This is a genomic window from Micromonospora sp. WMMA1949 (genome assembly GCF_027460145.1).
In the GTDB taxonomy this organism is placed as follows: Bacteria; Actinomycetota; Actinomycetes; order Mycobacteriales; family Micromonosporaceae; genus Micromonospora.
The window spans coordinates 3782001-3801118 of sequence record NZ_JAPZBG010000001.1 but is presented as its reverse complement, the minus strand read 5'-3'; the positions used below and the strand labels follow the sequence as shown (position 1 = coordinate 3801118).

Below are 19118 nucleotides of genomic sequence, written 5' to 3'. Positions count from 1 at the left end.
CGCGGACCGGCGGGCTGGGAACGACGCGGGGCGGGTCCCGTCCTGGTGGACGGAACCCGCCTCGTTCGTCAGGCGCCTACTGTTGCGGCGCGAGGTGGGACAGCGTGTGCGTCAGCTGAGCCCGGCGGAGGGTGCCCGGCGGCGTCCCCGCAGGTGCATCCCCAGCAGGCCGACACCGAGGATGGCGGCGGCCAGCAGGCCCGTGGTGACGCCGGTCGGGACGCTGGGGCCACCGGTGCTACCGGAGGCGAGAACCATGCCGTTCTGCGACTCCTGCTGGGTGGTGTTGCCCGCCGGAGCGGCCTTGGGCTTGGGCTTGTCCTTGCCGTTGTCGGCACCGGCCGGCGCGGGGACCGGGGTCTGGGCCAGCGCCTGGGTCGCCTGGGCGAAGGTCTCCGGCGTCACGTCCGGCGCGTTGCCCTGGGTACGCCACTGCTTGAGCTGCTTCATGCCCTTGCAGGCCGAGGGGTAGCGGTCACAGTAGCTGGTGGTGCTGCCGATGCTCTCGGACGAGAGGACCGCCTTGGCGATGGCACGGGCGAGCGTGCTGGCGCCGGCGTTGAAGATGGCGTTCAGCTGGCGGGTGTCGGCCGGGTCGTTGATCTGGAGCGCCTCACCCTTGCCGGTGGACACCGCGAACACGGTGTCACCGTCGCCGAGGGTGTGGATCGGGCTGATCGCGCGGGCCATGCCGTCGTGCGCGTTGCCGGACATACGCTGCGCGGCGGCCTTCTCCAGCGGGGCGTTGGTGGCCACCACGGCGATCGTGGTGTTGGCCGGCTGCTCGGCGGCGGCGGCCGGCGGGGTCGGCGGGTTGCACTCCTTCTTCTTGGGAGCCTTGTACCCGGCGAACTCGTCGCCGATGCCGTACTTGACGCCGTACAGGGTGCAGTCGGCCGGGTCGACCGGGGAACCGGCCGGGTTCACGATCACCATCGCGCCGACGTAGATGCCGTCGCCGAGGTGGACGCTCGCGGTGCCGACGCCGCCGCGCATGCCGCCGCCGCGGGCACCGGTGCCGCCGCCGACGCCACCCTGGCGGACCGGGCCGTCCGAGGTGGCCTGCGCCGCGAGGTAACCCCACTCGGCGGAGGTACGCGCCTTCGGGTCACCGCCGCGGCCGAGGTCGAAGATGTCCGCAGCCGGCACGATCGGGGCCACGCCGCCGGCGCCGACGCGTACGCCCTCGCCGCGGTCCTCGAGCCAGCGGATGATGCCGTTGGTGGCCGACAGCCCGTACATGCTGCTGCCGCCGAGCTGGATCGCGTTGACGCCCGGGTTCGAGTTGAGCGGGCTGAGCAGGTCGGTCTCCTTGGTGGCGGGGGCGCCACCACGCTGGTCCACACTCGCCACGGACATCTGCGGCATGTAGACGACCGAGGTGCCGGTCAGGTACGGAGCGGTGTCGGACTGGACCTGGCCGACCTGGATGCCGGGGACGTCGGTGATGGCGTTGTGGGCGCCCGGGGCACCGGCGGCGGGGTTGGCCGACGCGGGCGACCCGACGAGCACGAGTCCCGGACAGACCAGGGCTGCCGCGGCGAACGCGGCGAATCTGGACGACTTCATGCAGCTTCTCCCATGTGAAGCGGTGCGACCTCCGCCCCGATCCGGGGCGGTCGATGCATTGGGCAACTGGTGGTCCCCCGTGGTACACGACGAGATGTGGGGGAGGCTACTGGTCAGACCAGTTGAAGGGAAGAGCCTGCTCAGCTGATGGCCGACTCGGATAAGCCGAGGTCAGGCCACATCAGGCGGATTCAGAGCAATACGTCCACCATCGAGCGCCGCGCCTCCGGCACGTACTCGGCGTAGTAGTGGTGCAACTCCTGCCGGGTCAGCCGGGCCACCTCGTCGGCCTCGCCCGCCCGCATCGCGTCGATGACGCGCCGGTGATGTGCCAAGGTGCGCTCCATCAGGGCCTCCGGATCCGGGGCCTGCGCGAGCTTGGTGGAGATGAGGTCCAGCACCATGCTCCGGACCGCGTCGAGGCAGAGCACGAGCAGTTCGTTCCCGGACAGCCGGGCGACGTGCTCGTGGAAGCGGACGTCCGCCGCGCTGAAGGCTTCGTAGCCGTCGGCGACCGCGTCCCGCATGCCCGCCAGCGCCTGCTCCAACTCGTCCAACTCGGACGGTGACGCCAGCCGGGCGGCGACCGACCCGGCGGCCGATTCGATGATCATGCGGAACTGGAGCAGCTCCGCCACGCCGAGCCGCCGGCTGTCCACGACCCGGGCGAACAGCTTGCGCATCGCCGAGGCGGTCGAGGCGATCACCTGCGGCCCGAGCGGGTCACCGGGGCGCGAGCGGACCAGGCCGCTGCTCTCCAGCACGCGCAGCGCCTCGCGCACGGTGGACCTGCTCACGTCGAACTGGGTCGTCAGCTCGCGCTCGCTGGGCAGCCGGTCCCCCGGCCGCAGGTCGCCGGCGGCGATCCGCTCCTCGACCTGCCGGACGATCCCCTCGTACGCCCTCACGGTGCGCACTGGAGCGAACGAGACACCCTTGGGCATGGCGAACCTCCCGACGCACCGCGGCCTCGCGCCGCTGTGAACAACGGTACGGTGCATCGACCCGTGCGGTGGTCAGCCCCCGTCCGCGACGACGAGTGCGCAGGCCGGGCGGCCGAGCGCGTCAGCTCGCGCCGATGGCCACGTCGTCGACACGAATGTTGATCTCGGCGGCGCGCAGTCCGTACGCCTCGATCGCGGACGCCACCGCGGCCCGGACCTCACCCGTCACCTGCGGCACCGGGTACCCGGCGTCGATCACGAGGACGAGGTTGACCACTGCCGAGCCGTCGGTGACGTGCGCCGAGCAGCCGCGCCGCGCGTCCCCGACCTGGTCCAGCCCGACCCGGTCCAGCACGGCGTTGAAGAAGCGGGCGATGTCGCCGCCCAGCTCGGCCACCCCGGGCACCGACTTCGCGGCGGCCACCGCGATCTTCTCGACCACCTCGTCCGAGACCGAAGTACTCCCGCCCGCCACGGTCTCGTGCATCGCCGGCAGCTCCTGAGTAGCGTCGTGCTCCACGCGCCCGCCCTCCCTCGTCCGGGGGAGCGTACATCGACCGTCGATCATGGAGTTACGGCCCCGGCAGAAGCCCCGTCACGCGAGATTGGCGTTCCGCCAGGTGGGAGCGGTGGACGGGGCGGGGGCGGGTCAGGAGCCCAGCTGGGAGAGCAGCTCGTCCGCCGCGGCGTACGGGTCGACGGCGCCCTCGGCCACCTTGGCCGCGAGCGTCGGGAGCTGCGTACCGTCGCGCAGTGAGCCGATCCGGGCGCGCAGGACGCCCAGCGCGATGGCCTCGATCTCGGCGGCGGCCCGCGCCTCCCGGCGGCGGCGCAGCTCGCCGTGGCGCTCCAGCCAGTCGCGGTGCTTGTCGATCGCGGCGGCGATGTCGTCGATGCCCTCGGCACGGGAGGCGATCGAGCGCACCACCTGCGGACGCCACTCCCCCGGCCCACGCTCGCCCAGCGCGATCATGCCCTGGATGTCGCGGACCGTCGCGTCGGCACCGTCCCGGTCGGCCTTGTTGACCACGAAGACGTCGGCGATCTCCAGGATGCCGGCCTTGACCGCCTGGATCGCGTCGCCCATGCCCGGCGCGAGCAGCACGAGCGTGGTGTCGGCCAGCGACGCCACCTCCACCTCGGCCTGCCCGACACCGACGGTCTCGACGAGCACCACGTCGCAGCCGGCGCCCTCCAGCACGCGCACCGCCTGCGGCGTGGCGGCGGAGAGCCCGCCCAGGTGGCCCCGGCTGGACATCGAGCGGATGTAGACGCCCGGGTCGGTCGCGTGGTCCTGCATCCGGACCCGGTCGCCGAGGATCGCCCCGCCGGTGAACGGGCTGGACGGGTCGATCGCGAGCACGCCGACCCGGTGCCCGCGCGCCCGCAGCGCCCGGACCAGCTCGTTCGTGGTGGTCGACTTGCCCACGCCGGGCGAGCCGGTCAGGCCGACCACCTGGGCGTGCCCGGCGTACGGCGCGAGCGCCGCCGCAACCTGCGGCAACACCTCGTCGCCGGACTCGACCAGGGTGATCAGGCGGGCCACCGCGCGGGGGTCACCCGCGCGGGCCCGTTCCACCAGCATGGGTACGTCCCGGCTGCGGCGCACCGGGCCGGAGGCCGCCGCCGGGGCGTTCTGTGCATCGTTCACAGGTATCAGCAATCAGCTCTCGGCGCCGTTCGGGACGTGGATGATCAGCGCGTCGCCCTGCCCGCCACCGCCGCAGAGCGCCGCCGCGCCGGTGCCGCCACCGCGCCGCTTCAGCTCCATCGCGAGCGTGAGGACGAGGCGGGCGCCGGACATGCCGATCGGGTGGCCGAGCGCGATCGCGCCACCGTTGACGTTGACCTTGTCGGGGCTGATCCCGAGGTCACGGGTGGACTGGATGCCCACCGCCGCGAACGCCTCGTTGATCTCGATGAGGTCGAGGTCCTCGATGCTCAGGCCGCCCTTCTTCAGGGCGTGGTTGATCGCGTTCGACGGCTGCGAGTGCAGGGAGTTGTCCGGACCGGCCACGTTGCCGTGCGCGCCGATCTCGGCCAGCCAGGTCAGGCCCAGCTCCTTGGCCTTGGCCTTGCTCATCACGACCACGGCGGCGGCGCCGTCGGAGATCGGCGAGGAGCTGCCGGCGGTGATGGTGCCGTCCTTGGTGAAGGCGGGGCGCAGCTTCCCGAGCGACTCGGCGGTGGTGTCGGGGCGGATGCCCTCGTCCTCGCTGATAACCAGCGGGTCGCCCTTGCGCTGCGGGATGACCACCGGGGTGATCTCGTCGCCGAAGTGGCCGTTCTTCTGCGCGGCGGCGGCGCGCTGGTGGCTGGCCGCGGAGAACGCGTCCTGCTCCTCGCGGGTGATGCCGTGCTTCGCGCCGTGCCGCTCGGTCGACTCGCCCATCGAGCAGCAGTCCCAGGCGTCGGTGAGGCCGTCGAGGGCCATGTGGTCCTTGACCGTCACGTCGCCGTACTTGTAGCCGGAGCGCTGACCGAGCAGCAGGTGCGGGGCGTTCGTCATCGACTCCATGCCGCCGGCCACCACGACGTCGAACTCACCGGCCCGGATGAGCTGGTCGGCGAGCGCGATCGCGTCCAGCCCGGAGAGGCAGACCTTGTTGATGGTCAGCGCCGGGGTGGACATCGGGATGCCGGCCTCGACGGCCGCCTGCCGGGCCGGGATCTGCCCGGCGCCGGCCTGGAGCACCTGGCCCATGATCACGTACTGGACCTGCTCGGGCGCGACGCCGGCGCGCTCCAGGGCCGCCTTGATCGCGATGCCACCGAGCTTGGTCGCGGGGAGGTCCTTGAGGTTGCCCAGCAGGCGCCCCATGGGGGTCCGCGCGCCGCTGACGATCACCGAAGCCATTGCCTGCCTCCGAGGGGGGTGCCGACCTGTACGCCTTAACGATTGTTCGGTCAGACTAGCGTCATGGCTGAGAACTCCCCCGTCGAGCCCGCTGCCGAGTTTGTCACAGACATCGGCCTGCGCCGCATCGACCACGTCGGGATCGCCGTGGCCGACCTGGACGCCGCGATCGACTTCTACCAGCGCACGTTCGGGATGCGCTGCGTGCACACCGAGACCAACGACGAGCAGGGCGTACGCGAGGCGATGCTCGCGGTCGGGCCGGACGCGTCCGGCGGCATGGTGCAGCTGCTCGCGCCGCTGTCCCCGGACACCACGATCGGCAAGTTCCTGGACAAGCGCGGTCCCGGCATCCAGCAGGTGGCGTACACGGTGGCGGACATCGACGTGGCCTGCGCGGCGCTGCGTGAGCGCGGCGTCCGGCTGCTCTACGACGCACCCCGGCGCGGGACGTCGGACTCCCGGGTCAACTTCGTGCACCCCAAGGACGCCGGCGGCGTGCTGATCGAGCTGGTCCAGCCCGCCTGAGGCGCAAGGAAGGGCCCCTTCTTAACAGACGTCTGTTAAGAAGGGGCCCTTCCTAACACGTGGGAACACGCGCGGCAGTGCGCACTTGCACGTTCCCACGGACACCTCCACGCATTGGTGGATGCAGTTTTTCACAGAGGGGTTCCCGCTTTAGCTACCGTTCAGTAACGTCCGCCCGAACAGCAGCGGCGACCGGTGCCGGAATGTGTCGATTGCCGACATGGCGGTCCCGCCGCACCGGCGCCGACGATGGCAGCACCCCTGCCCGCGTCGTGCGGGTGTGGACAAACGGGAGGTCACCGTGCAGGACATCCTCGAAGCGATCATGGCGGCGGAGGGTTCGTCGCAGCCGGAGCGGGAGCTCGCCGGCCTCGCCGGCCTGCCCGTGCCGGAGAGCTACCGGGGCGTGGTGGTGCGCGCCGAGGACACCCGCATGTTCGAGGGCATGGCCACCCGCGACAAGGACCCGCGCAAGGCGCTGCACGTGCAGGAGGTGCCCACCCCCGAGCTGGGCCCGGGTGAGGCGCTCGTCGCGGTGATGGCCAGCGCGATCAACTACAACACGGTGTGGACCAGCATCTTCGAGCCGCTGCCCACGTTCAAGTTCCTCCAGCGCTACGGCCGGCTCTCCGAGCTGACCCGCCGCCACGACCTGCCGTATCACGTGGTCGGCTCGGACGCCGCGGGCGTGGTGCTGCGCACCGGGCCCGGCGTGACCAAGTGGAAGGCCGGCGACGAGGTGGTCGCGCACTGCCTCTCGGTCGAGCTGGAGGACTCCGCCGGCCACGACGACACGATGCTGGACCCGCAGCAGCGGATCTGGGGCTTCGAGACCAACTTCGGCGGCCTGGCCGAGCTGGCGATCGTCAAGGCCAACCAGCTGATGCCGAAGCCGCGCCACCTCAGCTGGGAGGAGGCGGCCAGCCCGGGGCTGGTCAACTCCACCGCGTACCGGCAGCTCGTCTCGCACCACGGCGCGAACATGAAGCAGGGCGACGTGGTGCTGATCTGGGGCGCGTCCGGCGGCCTCGGCGGGTACGCCACCCAGATGGCCCTCAACGGCGGCGCGATCCCGGTCTGCGTGGTCTCCTCGCCGGAGAAGGCCGAGCTGTGCCGCAAGATGGGCGCCGAGCTGGTCATCGACCGCACCGCTGAGGGGTTCACGTTCTGGAAGGACGAGCAGACCCAGGACCAGGACGAGTGGCGCCGCTTCGGTGAGCGCATCCGCGAGCTGACCGGCGGCGAGGACCCGGACATCGTCTTCGAGCACCCGGGCCGGGAGACGTTCGGCGCCAGCGTCTACGTCGCCAAGAAGGGCGGCACGATCGTCACCTGCGCCTCCACCAGCGGCTACATGCACCAGTACGACAACCGCTACCTGTGGATGCACCTCAAGCGCATCGTCGGCAGCCACTTCGCCAACTACCACGAGGCGTGGCAGGCCAACCGGCTGGTCGCGCTCGGCAAGGTGCACCCGACCGTGTCGAAGACCTACGCGCTGGAGCAGACCGGCCAGGCCGCGTACGAGGTGCACCGCAACGCGCACCAGGGCAAGGTGGGCGTGCGGTGCCTCGCCCCCGCCGACGGGCTCGGCGTCCGCGACACCGAGATGCGTTCGCGCCACGAAAGCGCCATCAACCGGTTCCGCGGTCACTGACCGTACGGTCGTCCCGGATTGCCTTTCCGGCCGAGCGGGGCACCATTCGATCGACGTACGCACAAAGGGCCGCGGGTACCGACCCGCGGCCCTTTGTGCGCCGCCTTCCCCGCAGAAGCCCGACCCGCCCGACCCGCCCGGGAGCTGCCAAGATCGCCTATTGGTCCGGTCTCGCCGGCCGACCGAGTTGACCATGTAAACAGGACGCGAAAGGTGCCGACCGCTCTTGCGAACCACCCTGGGGCGTCTGCCAGTATGTCCCAATGCCCCAGCAGCAGTCCTCCCCTCTTGCGTTCTTCGATAACGCGAACTCACAGCCCGATTTCACCGTTGGCCTGCGTGGTTACAACACCAACCAGGTCGACGACTTCATCGGCCGCCTCAGCGCCGCCCTGAGCCAGTCCGAGCAGGCCCGCGCCGAGGCCGAGCAGCGGATGAACGACGCGCAGCGCCGCCTGCGGCAGGCCGAGCAGCGCCAGAGCGCGCTCGAGCAGAAGCTCACCGAGACCAACAAGCAGCTCGAGGAGAACAGCCGGCCGACCCTGTCCGGCCTGGGCACTCGCGTCGAGCAGATCCTGCGGCTGGCCGAGGAGCAGGCGAACGACCACCGCAACGAGGCCAAGCGCGAGTCGGAGGGCATCCTCTCCGCCGCCCGCCTCGAGGCGCGCGAGATCACCGACAAGGCCCGCGCCGAGGCCGCCGCCATGAAGGCCACCGCCGAGCGCGAGGCCGGCAGCGTCCGTACCGCCGCCGAGCGGGAGGCCGCCGAGGTCCGGGTGCAGGCCCGCCGCGAGGCCGACACGCTGCGCGCCGACGCCGACCGGGAGACCAAGCAGCTGCGTACGGTCACCGCGCACGAGGTGGCCGAGCTGAAGTCGACGGTCGAGCGGGAGGTCGCCACGCTGCGCGCCACCGCCGAGCGGGAGATCACCCAGCAGCGGGCCAAGGCCGCCCGGGAGGCCGAGGAGAAGCGGGCCGAGGCGACCAAGCTGCTCACCGACGCGCGCGACAAGCGCGACAAGGATCTCCAGGCCCTGGAGCTCCAGCTCGCCGAGCGGCGGGAGAAGGCCGAGCGCGAGGAGTCGGAGCGGCACGCCGCCCAGGTCTCGCAGACCCAGAAGCTGGTCAACGAGGCCGAGCAGCGGGCCCGCGCGGCGCAGGAGCGCGCCAAGGAGATCGAGCAGCGGGCCGAGGCCCGCCGGGTCGAGTCCGAGCGCACCGCGAACGAGACCGTCGACAAGGCCAAGGCCCTGGCCGACAAGACCCTCAACGAGGCGCGCGCCGAGGCGCAGCGGGTGCTCAACGAGGCCCGCACCGAGGCCGAGCTGACCACCCAGGCGGCCCGCCGCGAGGTCGAGGACCTGACCCGCCAGAAGGACGCGGTCACCTCGCAGCTCGGGCAGATGCTGTCCGGCCTGGCCGGCATCGTGCCGGGCGTGCCGGCCGGCGGCAAGGCCGAGGCGCCGAAGGCCGACGCCTCCGGGCAGAAGGTGACGGCCGAGTCGGCCGGCTGACCGTTACACCCGCTGTCGGGGGCATGAGCCACGGCGCGGGGTGACGCCGGGTGACCGGTGTCGCCCCGCGCCGTCATGCTTGTGCGGCCCGTTTCGCCAGGAGGGTGAAGTAGCTCCCAGAAGGGGCGTCCGTATCGCCCCCGCAGACCCGGATGCGTGTGAGGATGGGGTCATGTCGCACGGCGAGGAACTGTTCGCGCTCGGCGGGGACGTGACGACGGAGCCCAGCTTCGAGTCCGCCCTGCGGGGGTACGAGAAACGACAGGTCGACCGCTACGTCGCTCGCGCGGAGCACGAGATCGCGGCGTTGACCACCGAGCGCGAACAGGCGTACACCCAGATCCACAAGCTGGCCGGTCAGGTCGAGGTGCTCCAGCGCGACCTGGCCCAGGTGCGCAAGCAGGCGGCGGTGGTGGACCGGGCGTCGTTCCGCCACCTGGGTCCGCGCGTCGAGCAGATCCTCACCATGGCCGAGGAGCAGGCCGACGACATCCTGGCCGCCGCCAACGAGGAGATCGAGGCCCGCCGCGCCGCCGCCGAGCACATCGTCGAGGAGGCCCGGGAGCAGGCCGCCCAGGCGCTGAAGGACTTCGAGATCGCGCTGGCCGCCCGCCGGGCCGAGGAGGAGCGGCACACCGCCGCCCGCAAGGCCGAGGCCGAGGCCACCCTCAAGGCCGCCAAGGACGAGTCCGCGAACCTGCGCAAGGCCGCGCAGGACGAGTCGACGAAGCTGCGGACGGCCGCCCAGGACGAGGCCGAGAAGCTGCGCCGGACCGCCCAGGACGCGCTGGCGAAGGCCCAGCAGGAGGCCACCCAGCTCCGCGACACCGCCAAGGAGATCCACGCCCGGGCCCAGCAGGAGGCCGCCCGGCTGCGCGAGGCGGCCAAGGAGGCGCTGGCGAAGGCCCAGCAGGAGGCGAACCAGCTCCGCGAGGCCGCCAAGGAGGTGCACGCCAAGGGCCAGCAGGAGGCCAAGCGGCTCACCGACGCCGCCGCCGAGGCCGGCCGGGCCACGCACGCCAAGGCGCTGGCCGAGGCCAAGAAGATCGTGGACGACGCGGAGGAGGCCGCCAAGGCCACCCGCGGCCGGGCCCGCACCGAAGCCAACCGGCTCACCACCGAGGCCGCCGAGGCCGGCAAGCGCAACCGCGCCGAGGTCGAGGCGTACGTGCAGCGCATGCGCACCGAGACCGAGGCGTACGTGCAGCAGGCCCGCGCCCAGACCCAGCAGGAGCTGGGCGCGTGGCGGGCCGGGGTGGAGAAGGAGGTCACCGAGCGGCGGGACAGCGCGGAGAAGGAGCTGGCCCAGCGCCGGGCCGCCGCCGAGCAGGAGTTCGCCAAGCGCCGCGACGAGCTGGACAAGCAGCACGCCAAGCGGCAGGAGGAACTGGAGCAGGCGTACACCACGCGGCGCGACGAGATCGAGCGCACCGCCGCCGGCGTCCGGGAGGCCGCCGAGGCCGACGCGCTGAGCATGCGGCAGCAGGCCGAGCTGGAGGCCGCCGAGCTGCTGCGCCGCGCCGAGGCGGACGCCACCGCGCAGCGCCGCAAGGCCGACGAGCACGTCGCGGCCTCGCGCCGCCAGTTCGAGGAGTACGCGGCCACGACCCAGCAGCACCTCGCCACCACCCAGCAGCACCTGGCCTCGACCCAGCAGGAGGTGGCCGCCGGCCGGCAGCAGCTCGCCGGCGTGATGCTGGAGATCGCCAAGGCCCAGCAGGAGCTGGCCGACCTGCGTACCGAGACGTGGAAGTCGCGGCAGGAGTCCGACGACCTGCAGCGCCGGCTCACCGACCTGCGGCGCGACGCCGACTCGGCCGGAATCGCGGCCACCCCTGTCGACCCGGACGAGCTCGCCACCGCCGCCTCCGGCCGGGGCACCGACGACGGCGACGAGCCCGCAGACGCCCCGGTCGGCAGCGGTGCGCCGGTGGCAGCGAAGGGTGCCGCCGCTCCCGTCCCCGATGGCGCCGCAGCGGCGAAGGGCGACGCCGCGCCGGCGGAGGCGGGCAAGGCGAAGCCGGTCGGCGAACCGGTCACCACCATGGACTCCCCCGCCGGCGCGGGCGTGGACGGTGAGCCCACGGTGGCCGCCGTGCCGGGCGAGGGCGGCCGGGGCGCCACCCCGACGAAGATCACCAGCACCGGCGAGAACGGCAAGCGCCCGACCAAGCCGACCACCGACGAGCGCAGCGCCAAGCCCAGCACGGTGACCGTCGACAAGGACTGATCCACCGCCTCCGGATGCCGCCACTTCGCCGAAGTGGCGGCATCCGGCCCGCCCGGACCACGCCACTCCCCGACCCGCCGGACGGCTGAGGCGGCGGGTAGCGGTGATGGGATGGCCCGGGGCGGGCGGTGGCGACTACCCTCCGGGCAGAGGGCCGCGCGGCGGCCGTGGACGTCACCGGCGGGCGAGCCGGGCAGCGGGGAGGCACGGTGTCGCAGGAGGGATCCGCCGCCCGGGACGACGAGGCCGCGGACGGAAACACCTCCGGCTCCTCCACCGGCGCGGCGAAGCCCGCGAACGACACCACGCGCACCGCGAACGAGACCACGAGCACCGCCAGCGACACCACGCGCACCGCGGGGCACCCGCGGACCGGCACGGACACGAGCAGCGAGCGGCCGACCGAGGTCGAGCCGGGCGAGTTCGAGCCGAGCGGGCGCTTCGGCGTACCGGGACGCCCGCTGCGGCGCAGCGCCTTCCTGGTCGGGTTCACCGGCGCGCTCGGCGTGCTGCTCGCGTACGCGTTGTTCCTGGGCATCCGCAACGCCGCCGGCATCCTGGTGCTCGTGGTGATCGCGCTGTTCCTCGCGGTCGGCCTGCACCCGGCGGTGGTCCGGCTGCGCAAGTGGGGCCTGCCGCGCGGGCTGGCGGTGGCGGTGGTGACGCTGACCCTGCTGCTGCTGATCGTCGCCGGGCTGCTGGCGCTGGTACCGCCGGTGGTGACCCAGTCCGGCCAGTTCGTCCAGCAGTTGCCCGGGTACGTCGAGGAGCTGCGCCGCAACCCCACCGTCAACGACCTGGTGATCCGGTACGACGTGATGGAACGGGTCCAGGCGGCGGCGAACGCGGACACGATCGGGCGGGCGCTCGGCGGTGTGCTCGGCGGCGCGCAGCTGATCTTCGGGACGATCTTCCGCCTGCTCACCGTGCTGGTGCTGACGATCTACTTCCTGGCGTACTTCGACAAGATGCGCGAACTCGGGTACGCGATGGCGCCGCGCTCGCGCCGGGAGCGGGTCCGGCTGATCGGCGACGAGATCCTGACCCGGGTCGGCGCCTACATGGTCGGGGCACTGGCCATCGCGGTGCTGGCCGGGGTGAGCACGTTCGTGTTCGCGCTGGCGGTCGGCCTGCCGTACCCGTTCGCCCTGGCCGTGGTGGTCGCGGTGACCGACCTGATCCCGCAGATCGGCGCGACGCTCGGCGCGGTGGTGGTCACGCTCGTCGGGCTCGCCACCGACCTGCCCGTGGGCATCGCCTGCCTGGTGTTCTTCGTGCTCTACCAGCAGGTGGAGAACTACCTGATCTATCCGAAGATCATGCGCCGGGCGGTCGCGGTCAACGAGGTGGCGGCGTTGCTCGCCGCGCTGCTCGGGGTGGCGCTGCTGGGCGTCGTCGGCGCGCTCATCGCGATCCCCACGGTGGCCGCGTTGCAGCTGATCCTGCGCGAGGTGGTGCTACCGCGCCAGGACGCCCGCTGAGCCGTTACTCGGCGCGTCGCTGGGCCGGGCCGGGCACCGGGGTGTCCGCGAACGCGGCGACGGTGCGGTCGGCGTACGCGCTGACGTCGCCGGTCTCCATCGGGCCGTCCCAGGTGGTCGGCAGCGGCAGCGGTACGCCGGGGGCGACCCGCCGGACGATCTCGTCCAGTACCTTCTCCGCGTCGCCGACCCAGAGGTGCTTGGCGCCGTCCACGCCCACCACCTCGGCCTGCGGCACGGCGGCGAAGCGCTCCCGGGCCTCCTCCGGGCGCAGGTAGTCGTCGAACTCGGGGACCAGCGCGGTGAGCGGCTTGCCCGTCTCGGCCCAGACCGCCAGGTCCTCCGGAGCGGAGTAGCGCAGCGGCGGGGAGAGCAGGATCGCGCCGGCCACCGCCGGGTCGCAGCCGTACTTCAGCGCCAGGTCGGTGCCGAACGACCACCCGACCAGCCAGATGTTCGGCAGCTCGTGGAACTCGGCGTACTCGATCGCGGCGGCCACGTCGAACTTCTCGCCGACCGCGCCGTCGAACGCGCCCTCGCTGGTGCCGCGGACGCTGCTGGTGCCTCGGGTGTTGAACCGGAGCACGGCCAGGCCGGCCATCGCGGGCAGCCGCCACGCCGCCTTGCGGAACACGTGGCTGTCCATCATCCCGCCGTGCGTGGGCAGCGGGTGCAGGCAGACCAGTGTGGCGGCCGGTTCGCGGTCCAGCGGCCGGGCCAACTCGCCGACGAGCGTCAGCCCGTCGGCGGTGTGCAGCTCGATGTCCTCCCGGCGGCCGGGCAGGATCGACGACGCGCGAATCGGAGTGCTCACGTCTTCCAGTCTCCCGTGTCGGCGGCCCCGCCGCCCAGTGGGACGGGAACCTGGTGATCCAGATCGCTCAGCCGTAGCGCGGGGCGCCCCGGCCGCGCTGGAGGTTCGGCCCGCGCCGGTCCCGGGCCCGCCAGCAGCCGGAGTGCCAGTGGCGGCGATCCGTCAGGTCACCCCGGTCGTCGGCCGGCCAGGCCACCAGGTGCGCCACGCCGGGGCGGATCTCCTGGTCACAGCCGGGACAGCGGTACGTCTTGACCGACGCGCCGCCGCTGATCGCGCGTATCTGCCACTCGCCGTCGCGCCACTGCTGCACGGTCGGCACGCCGTGGCGGGCACGCTCGGCGTCCACGGCGGCGATGTCGTCCCGGCGAGGGCGGTTGCGACGGGGGCTCACGGTCACCAAGCGTACGGTCCGCCGGCCGGACCGGCCCGGGTCGGGCGGCCGGTCGGCGGACGACCGCTCAGTCCCAGGTCTCCGGACGGGTCGGGTCCGGCGCCACCTGTACGCCACCCAGCACGAGCGCCGCGTCGCGTTCGTCGAACCCGTTGTGCGGCCAGCCGTACTCGGCGAGCAGGTGCGCCTTCGGTAGACCGAGCAGCTCGATCCGGCCGTATGCGGCGTAGAGGCGCGCGGGCCGCCCGTTGATCTCCATGTTGGCGCCCGCAGTCGAGGTCGACGCCTCGGCCGCGTACCGGTAGGAGACGGCCATCTCCTGGGTGACGGGGCCGGTGATGACGAACCGAGCGGTCACCAGCCGCGGGAAACCGCTCACGTCGACCCGGCAGCCCACGACGCGGGCCCCGTCCGGCAGGCTCGTGGGGCGGACGGGGGCGCCACACCGGCGGGCCTCGTTCAGCCGCAGCGCCTCCACCGCGGTGGTCAGCGCCGTGTCCGGCTGGCCCGACGTACTTGCCCGCGCGTACAGGCCGGGCACCGGCTTCCACTGCCGCACCCGGATCGTCAGCCCGTCAACGGTCAGGCCGCTGGTGCTGCCGTCGAACGCCGCCTCCTCGGCGAACACGCTGACGTCGAAGGGCACCCCCTCGGCGGTGTACTGCCGTAGCGATTCGGCCGAGCGCGCCAGCTCTACCGTGACGATCCGCCCGCCGCCGACGTCCAGCCGGATGCTCTCCACGTCCCGCCACGTCTCCCAGCGCAGGTAGCGGGCCCGGCTGGTGTCGACGCCGAAGTGCAGCACCCCGGTGTCGGTGCCGACGACCTCCGGCGCGGCCGCCGCTCCCGGCTCGGCCCGCATCACCGGTGGCACCGGCCCGGATCCGACGGCCGGACCAGTGAACGGCCGGTCCACGCCCGGGAGGCCCGGGACGACGGCCAAGCCGCCGAGGAGCGCGACCAGGGCGAGCCCTCCACCGAGCACCGACCGACGACGGCGCAGTCGACGGCGGCCACCCGTCACCGCCCGGGCGGTCAGCCGGTCGATGTCCACGGCACCCTCGGCGTGCTCCCGCAGCACCGAGGTGATCCGCTGGTCGAGGTCGGTCACGGCCGGCTCCCCTTGGTCATCGGGACGCCGCAGCGCTCCCGGAGGTGGGTGAGCGCCCGCATCGCGTGGGTGCGGACGGTGACCGGGGAGCAGTCGAGGATCTGGGCGATCGTGGCGTCGTCCAGATCCTCGTAGTAGCGCAGCACCAGCACGGTGCGCTGGCGGTCCGGGAGGGCGCGGATCAGCCGCCACATCTCGTCCCGATCGGCCGGCCTCGCCGCTCAGGTCGCCGCGTTCGGGCCGGTCGGCGAACGTGTCGACCGCCAGCTCACGGCTGGATCGCCGCCGCCACCAGGACGTGTTCGCGTTGACGAGCATCCGGCGCACGTACACGTCGGGCCGGTCGGCCCGGGCGATCTTCCGCCAGTGCACGTACGCGCGCGCCAGCACGTCCTGGGTCAGGTCCTCGGCGCGGTGCGCGTCACCGGTGAGCAGCCGGGCCAGGCGCAACAGCGCCGGGCCGCGGCTGCCGACGTACTCCTCGAAGGTCACACCCCGAAGACGCCGTCACCGGGCCCGGCTGTTGACAGCGGTCAGCGCCGGGTGTGGTCGCGGAACCCGCGGCCGGACTTGCGGCCCAGGTAGCCGGCCGTGACCAGGTGCTCCAGCAGCGGCGCCGGGGCGAAGCCGGGCTCGCGCAGCTCCAGGTACAGCTCCCGCTGGATGGCCAGCGAGACGTCCAGGCCGACCACGTCGAGCAGCTCGAACGGGCCCATCGGGTAGCCGCAGCCGAGCTTCATCGCGTAGTCGATGTCGTCGGCGGTCGAGTAGCTGGCCTCCAGCATCTTCACCGCGTCGTTCAGGTACGGGAACAGCAGCGCGTTGACGATGAAGCCGGACCGGTCGCCGCAGACCACGCCGGTCTTGCCGAGCTTCGCGCAGACCGCGCGGGCCGTGGCCGACGTCTCGCCGGAGGTGCGGATGGTCTGCACGATCTCCACCAGCGGCATGATCGGCGCCGGGTTGAAGAAGTGCAGGCCGACCACGTCGGCGGGACGCTGGGTCGCCATCGCCACGTCGATCACCGGCAGCGACGAGGTGGTGGTGGCGAGCACGACGCCCGGCTTGCAGATCTCGTCGAGGCTGGCGAACAGCGCCTTCTTGACGCTCAGCTCCTCGATCACGGCCTCGACCACCAGGTCGACGTCGGCCAGGTGCTCCAGCGTCGCGGACCAGGTGATCCGGCCGAGCGCGTCGTCCCGGTCGGTCTCGCTGAGCTTGCCCCGCACCACGCCCTTGTTCAGCGAGGTCTTGACCGCCTCGCAGACCTTCGCGGACTTCTCCGCGCCCCGGGTCACCGAGATGACCTCGTACCCGGCCTTGGCGAACACCTCGATGATGCCGGTGGCCATGGTGCCGGAGCCGACCACGCCGACCTTCGCGATGGCGCGGGCGCCGTCGGCGAGCGCGGCGTCCGCGGCGAGCGGCGTGTACTCGTCGGGTACGACCTTCGGCGAACCCGGCCGCTCGTAGGTGTAGAAGCCGCGACCCGACTTCCGGCCCAGCAGACCGGCGGTGACCATCTGCTTGAGCAGCGGGGCCGGGGCGTGCCGGCGGTCCCGGCCACCGCGCCGGTACATCGTGTCGAGGATCTCGTACGCGGTGTCCAGGCCGATCAGGTCCATCAGCGCCAGCGGGCCCATCGGCAGGCCGCAGCCGAGCTTCATGGCGGCGTCGATGTCCTCGCGGGTGGCGTAGCGGGCCTCGAACATGCCGACCGCGTGGTTCAGGTAGCCGAACAGCAGCGCGTTGGCGATGAAGCCGGCCCGGTCGCTGATCGTCACGTCGACCTTGCCGAGCCGCTCGCAGAGCGCCTCCACGTCGGCGACCACGTCGGCGGAGGTGACGACCGTGCGGACCACCTCGACCAGCTTCATCACCGGGGCCGGGTTGAAGAAGTGGATGCCGATGACCTGGTTGGGCCGCGTGGTGGCGACGGAGATCTCGGTGACGCTCAGCGAGGACGTGTTGGTGGCCAGAATCGCCTCGGGCTTGCAGACCCGGTCCAGCTCGGCGAAGATCCGCTGCTTGAGGTCCAGGTGCTCGGGCACCGCCTCGATCACCAGGTCCACGTCGTGCAGCGCGTCCAGCCCGACCCGGAAGTCGACCCGCGCCAGCAGGGCGTCCCGCTCGGCCTCGGCGAGCTTGCCCTTGGCGACGGCCCGGTCGGTGGAGCCGGTGAGCGTGACCCGGCCGCGCTCCAGCGCCGCGTCGGAGATCTCCACGGCTGTGACGTCGAGGCCGTTGCGGGCGAACACCTCCACGATGCCGGCACCCATGGTGCCCAGACCCACCACGCCCACCCTGGTGAACTCCCGCGCCACGACCGGCCTCCCCTGGCTCGACTCCGCCGTCCGCGACATGAACGGCCGCTAAGGTTATGCGCCGGAGTCTGCCACGTGACGCTGTGTTGTCGAGACGCCGTGGGATATTTCACGCACCGCGCCTCACCCGGTGGCGTTCTCCCCCACCAGCGCCAGCAGCTCGGCGACGAACTCGGTCGGCCGTTCCAGGTGCGGGCTGTGCCCGCAGCCCGGCAGCACCACCTCGCGGTACGTCCCGCCGGCCGCCGCGTACCGGTCCAGCACCGCGCGGGTCTGCCCCACCATCGGCTGCGGCGGGCACTGGGCCTCGCCCGGCCAGCCGGGCACCACACCGAGCTGACCGAGGTACGCCAGGTCGAACAGCGAGGTGTCCGAGACGATCACGTCGGCGTCGCCGCGTACCCAGGTCACCGGCGGCTTGACCAGCACGGCGACCAGCTCGTCGGCGAGCCGGAAGTGGGCCGGGGCCAGCGCGTTGAGCACGCCGCGCGGCCCGGCGGCGGTCCCCGGCCAGTGCGGCGAGGCCACAGCGGTGCCCGGGTAGTTGTCGTCCCCGGTGGCGGTGGTCAGCATGCTCTCCAGCAGCAGGTCCTCGTCGTCGCCCAGGGACGCCGGGTCGGCCACGTACGCGGCACGCAGCACCGCGCGCGGGCTGGTCGGGCCGTCCGCGCTCCGGTCACCGGCGGCGAGCCGGACTACGAAGTCCTGGTTCGCGCCACCGGCGCCGGTGCCGGCGAAGTCGGGCGTGGTCGGAGTGCCGTCGAGGTCCCGGGTGCCGCCGAAGCCGTACGGGGACACCGGCGCCTCCAGCAGCAGCCCTGCGACCCGCTCCGGGTGGCCGACGAGCAGCCGCATCGCCACGCCGCCGCCCAGCGAGTGCCCCGCCACCACCGGCCGGGCGCCGGGCGCGAACAGCCCCGGGACGGCCAGCAGCGCGGCCACGTCGTCGGCGAAGTCGTCCAGCCCTCGGGTCGCGTCGACCGGCGCGGTGTCGGTCTCGCCGTAGCCGCGCAGGTCGGGGGCGACCACCCGCAGCGTCTCCGGCAGCCGGGCCAGCAGCGGTTCCCAGAACGCGGAGGAGGAGACGTTGCCGTGCACCAGCAGCACCGGCACGCCGTCCGGTGGACCGGCCACGCGGACCGCCTGGGTGATGCCGTTGGCCTGGACCATGTGCCGTGCGCTGCGCATCCGCGCATGCTGACACGCACGCCCGCCCCCGGTCCATGTGCCCCACAGACACAGCAGGCCCCCCGAAGATGGCGCACGCCCCCGCCGGCCCTCGCCCCCGCCCCCGCCGCGCCCCACCCCCGCCGCGCCCGCGCCCGCGCCAACCGCGTCGATCATGAAGTTGGCGGCGTTCTGCGTCCGATTTGTCGCCGCCAACTTCATGATCGACGGGACCTGGGAGCGCCAGCCCGCCCGGCCCGCCCGTCCGCCGGCCCCATCGCTGGTCGGCCGGCGGCCCATCACCCGCGGTGATCAAGGAGTTTGTGTCGCCGCACCAGGCCTTCCCGTACCCAAACTCCTTGATCACCGGCCCGTCGGAGGGCTCGTCGGCGATTCCGGTCGCCGCTCGCGTCACGGCGGTGATCAAGGAGTTTGGGTCACCGCGGGAGCTGTTTCCGTACCCAAACTCCTTGATCACCCGCGGAGTGGGCGGGCCAGGGAGGGGCGCTGGGGAGGCCGGCGGGTGGC

At 72.7% G+C, this 19118-nt stretch carries 15 protein-coding genes and 1 pseudogene; 5 read left to right on the top strand and 11 right to left on the bottom strand.

From position 1 onward, the window contains the following. Positions 1-111 precede the first annotated feature (111 nt). From O7607_RS17970 to O7607_RS17950, 5 genes are all read right to left on the bottom strand, one after another. Positions 112-1569 carry a P1 family peptidase gene (locus tag O7607_RS17970; protein ID WP_269704389.1) on the bottom strand — a complete coding sequence of 486 codons (1458 nt, stop codon included), beginning with the start codon at positions 1567-1569 and terminating at the stop codon, positions 112-114. Positions 1570-1760: 191 nt separating this feature from the next. Beyond that, positions 1761-2477, bottom strand: a complete 717-nt coding sequence (locus O7607_RS17965; RefSeq protein WP_269704388.1) for a FadR/GntR family transcriptional regulator — start codon at positions 2475-2477, stop codon at positions 1761-1763. A gap of 157 nt (positions 2478-2634) precedes the next feature. Continuing rightward, entirely contained in the window at positions 2635-3033 is a 399-nt protein-coding gene (locus O7607_RS17960) for an Asp23/Gls24 family envelope stress response protein (RefSeq protein ID WP_269704387.1), read from the bottom strand. A gap of 129 nt (positions 3034-3162) precedes the next feature. Beyond that, positions 3163-4164 (bottom strand): methylmalonyl Co-A mutase-associated GTPase MeaB, encoded by a 1002-nt coding sequence (gene meaB, locus O7607_RS17955; RefSeq protein WP_442929490.1) that lies wholly within the window; start codon positions 4162-4164, stop codon positions 3163-3165. Between the two features lie 12 nt (positions 4165-4176). Next, entirely contained in the window at positions 4177-5370 is a 1194-nt protein-coding gene (locus O7607_RS17950) for an acetyl-CoA C-acetyltransferase (RefSeq protein ID WP_194800615.1), read from the bottom strand. 63 nt (positions 5371-5433) lie between these two features. On the opposite strand from O7607_RS17950, the gene mce reads away from it, so the two are divergent. The 5 genes from mce to O7607_RS17925 all read left to right on the top strand — a co-directional run bounded on the left by mce (position 5434) and on the right by O7607_RS17925 (position 12780). Continuing rightward, on the top strand, positions 5434-5898 hold the full coding sequence (gene mce, locus O7607_RS17945; protein ID WP_194800614.1) for a methylmalonyl-CoA epimerase: 465 nt from the start codon (positions 5434-5436) through the stop codon (positions 5896-5898). A 301-nt stretch (positions 5899-6199) separates the two neighbouring features. Continuing rightward, complete coding sequence (ccrA, locus tag O7607_RS17940) at positions 6200-7555, top strand: crotonyl-CoA carboxylase/reductase (protein ID WP_269707010.1); 1356 nt, start codon at positions 6200-6202, stop codon at positions 7553-7555. A 263-nt stretch (positions 7556-7818) separates the two neighbouring features. Further along, a complete protein-coding gene (locus tag O7607_RS17935; protein ID WP_269704386.1) occupies positions 7819-9069 on the top strand; it encodes a DivIVA domain-containing protein in 1251 nt (416 codons plus the stop codon). Between the two features lie 172 nt (positions 9070-9241). Next, positions 9242-11299: a hypothetical protein gene (locus O7607_RS17930; RefSeq protein ID WP_269704385.1), complete on the top strand. Its 2058-nt coding sequence runs from the start codon at positions 9242-9244 to the stop codon at positions 11297-11299. Between the two features lie 209 nt (positions 11300-11508). Next, the gene (locus tag O7607_RS17925) at positions 11509-12780 is read left to right on the top strand and encodes an AI-2E family transporter (RefSeq protein WP_269704384.1); all 1272 of its coding nucleotides are present in this window, start codon (positions 11509-11511) and stop codon (positions 12778-12780) included. Positions 12781-12784: 4 nt separating this feature from the next. Here O7607_RS17925 and O7607_RS17920 read toward each other — a convergent pair whose 3' ends face one another. The 6 genes and pseudogenes from O7607_RS17920 to O7607_RS17895 form a co-directional block, all read right to left on the bottom strand. Next, the gene (locus O7607_RS17920; RefSeq protein ID WP_269704383.1) at positions 12785-13594 is read right to left on the bottom strand and encodes an alpha/beta hydrolase; all 810 of its coding nucleotides are present in this window, start codon (positions 13592-13594) and stop codon (positions 12785-12787) included. Positions 13595-13661: 67 nt separating this feature from the next. Further along, positions 13662-13994, bottom strand: a complete 333-nt coding sequence (locus tag O7607_RS17915; protein WP_269704382.1) for a hypothetical protein — start codon at positions 13992-13994, stop codon at positions 13662-13664. Between the two features lie 61 nt (positions 13995-14055). Beyond that, entirely contained in the window at positions 14056-15099 is a 1044-nt protein-coding gene (locus O7607_RS17910; protein WP_269704381.1) for a hypothetical protein, read from the bottom strand. Next, positions 15096-15591 (bottom strand): annotated as a pseudogene (locus O7607_RS30585) (SigE family RNA polymerase sigma factor). Before O7607_RS30585 ends, O7607_RS17910 begins: the two are co-directional and overlap by 4 nt. A gap of 41 nt (positions 15592-15632) precedes the next feature. Continuing rightward, positions 15633-17423 (bottom strand): 3-hydroxyacyl-CoA dehydrogenase family protein, encoded by a 1791-nt coding sequence (locus tag O7607_RS17900; RefSeq protein ID WP_269704380.1) that lies wholly within the window; start codon positions 17421-17423, stop codon positions 15633-15635. Between the two features lie 123 nt (positions 17424-17546). Further along, positions 17547-18611 carry an alpha/beta fold hydrolase gene (locus tag O7607_RS17895; protein WP_269704379.1) on the bottom strand — a complete coding sequence of 355 codons (1065 nt, stop codon included), beginning with the start codon at positions 18609-18611 and terminating at the stop codon, positions 17547-17549. Positions 18612-19118: the final 507 nt, after the last annotated feature.

Coding starts and splice junctions, on each gene's coding strand:
- O7607_RS17970 (WP_269704389.1), bottom strand. CDS start 1,569: ATGAAGTCGTCCAGATTCGCCGCGTTCGCCGCGGCAGCCCTGGTCTGT.
- O7607_RS17950 (WP_194800615.1), bottom strand. CDS start 5,370: ATGGCTTCGGTGATCGTCAGCGGCGCGCGGACCCCCATGGGGCGCCTG.
- mce (WP_194800614.1), top strand. CDS start 5,434: ATGGCTGAGAACTCCCCCGTCGAGCCCGCTGCCGAGTTTGTCACAGAC.
- O7607_RS17935 (WP_269704386.1), top strand. CDS start 7,819: ATGCCCCAGCAGCAGTCCTCCCCTCTTGCGTTCTTCGATAACGCGAAC.
- O7607_RS17930 (WP_269704385.1), top strand. CDS start 9,242: ATGTCGCACGGCGAGGAACTGTTCGCGCTCGGCGGGGACGTGACGACG.
- O7607_RS17895 (WP_269704379.1), bottom strand. CDS start 18,611: ATGCGCAGCGCACGGCACATGGTCCAGGCCAACGGCATCACCCAGGCG.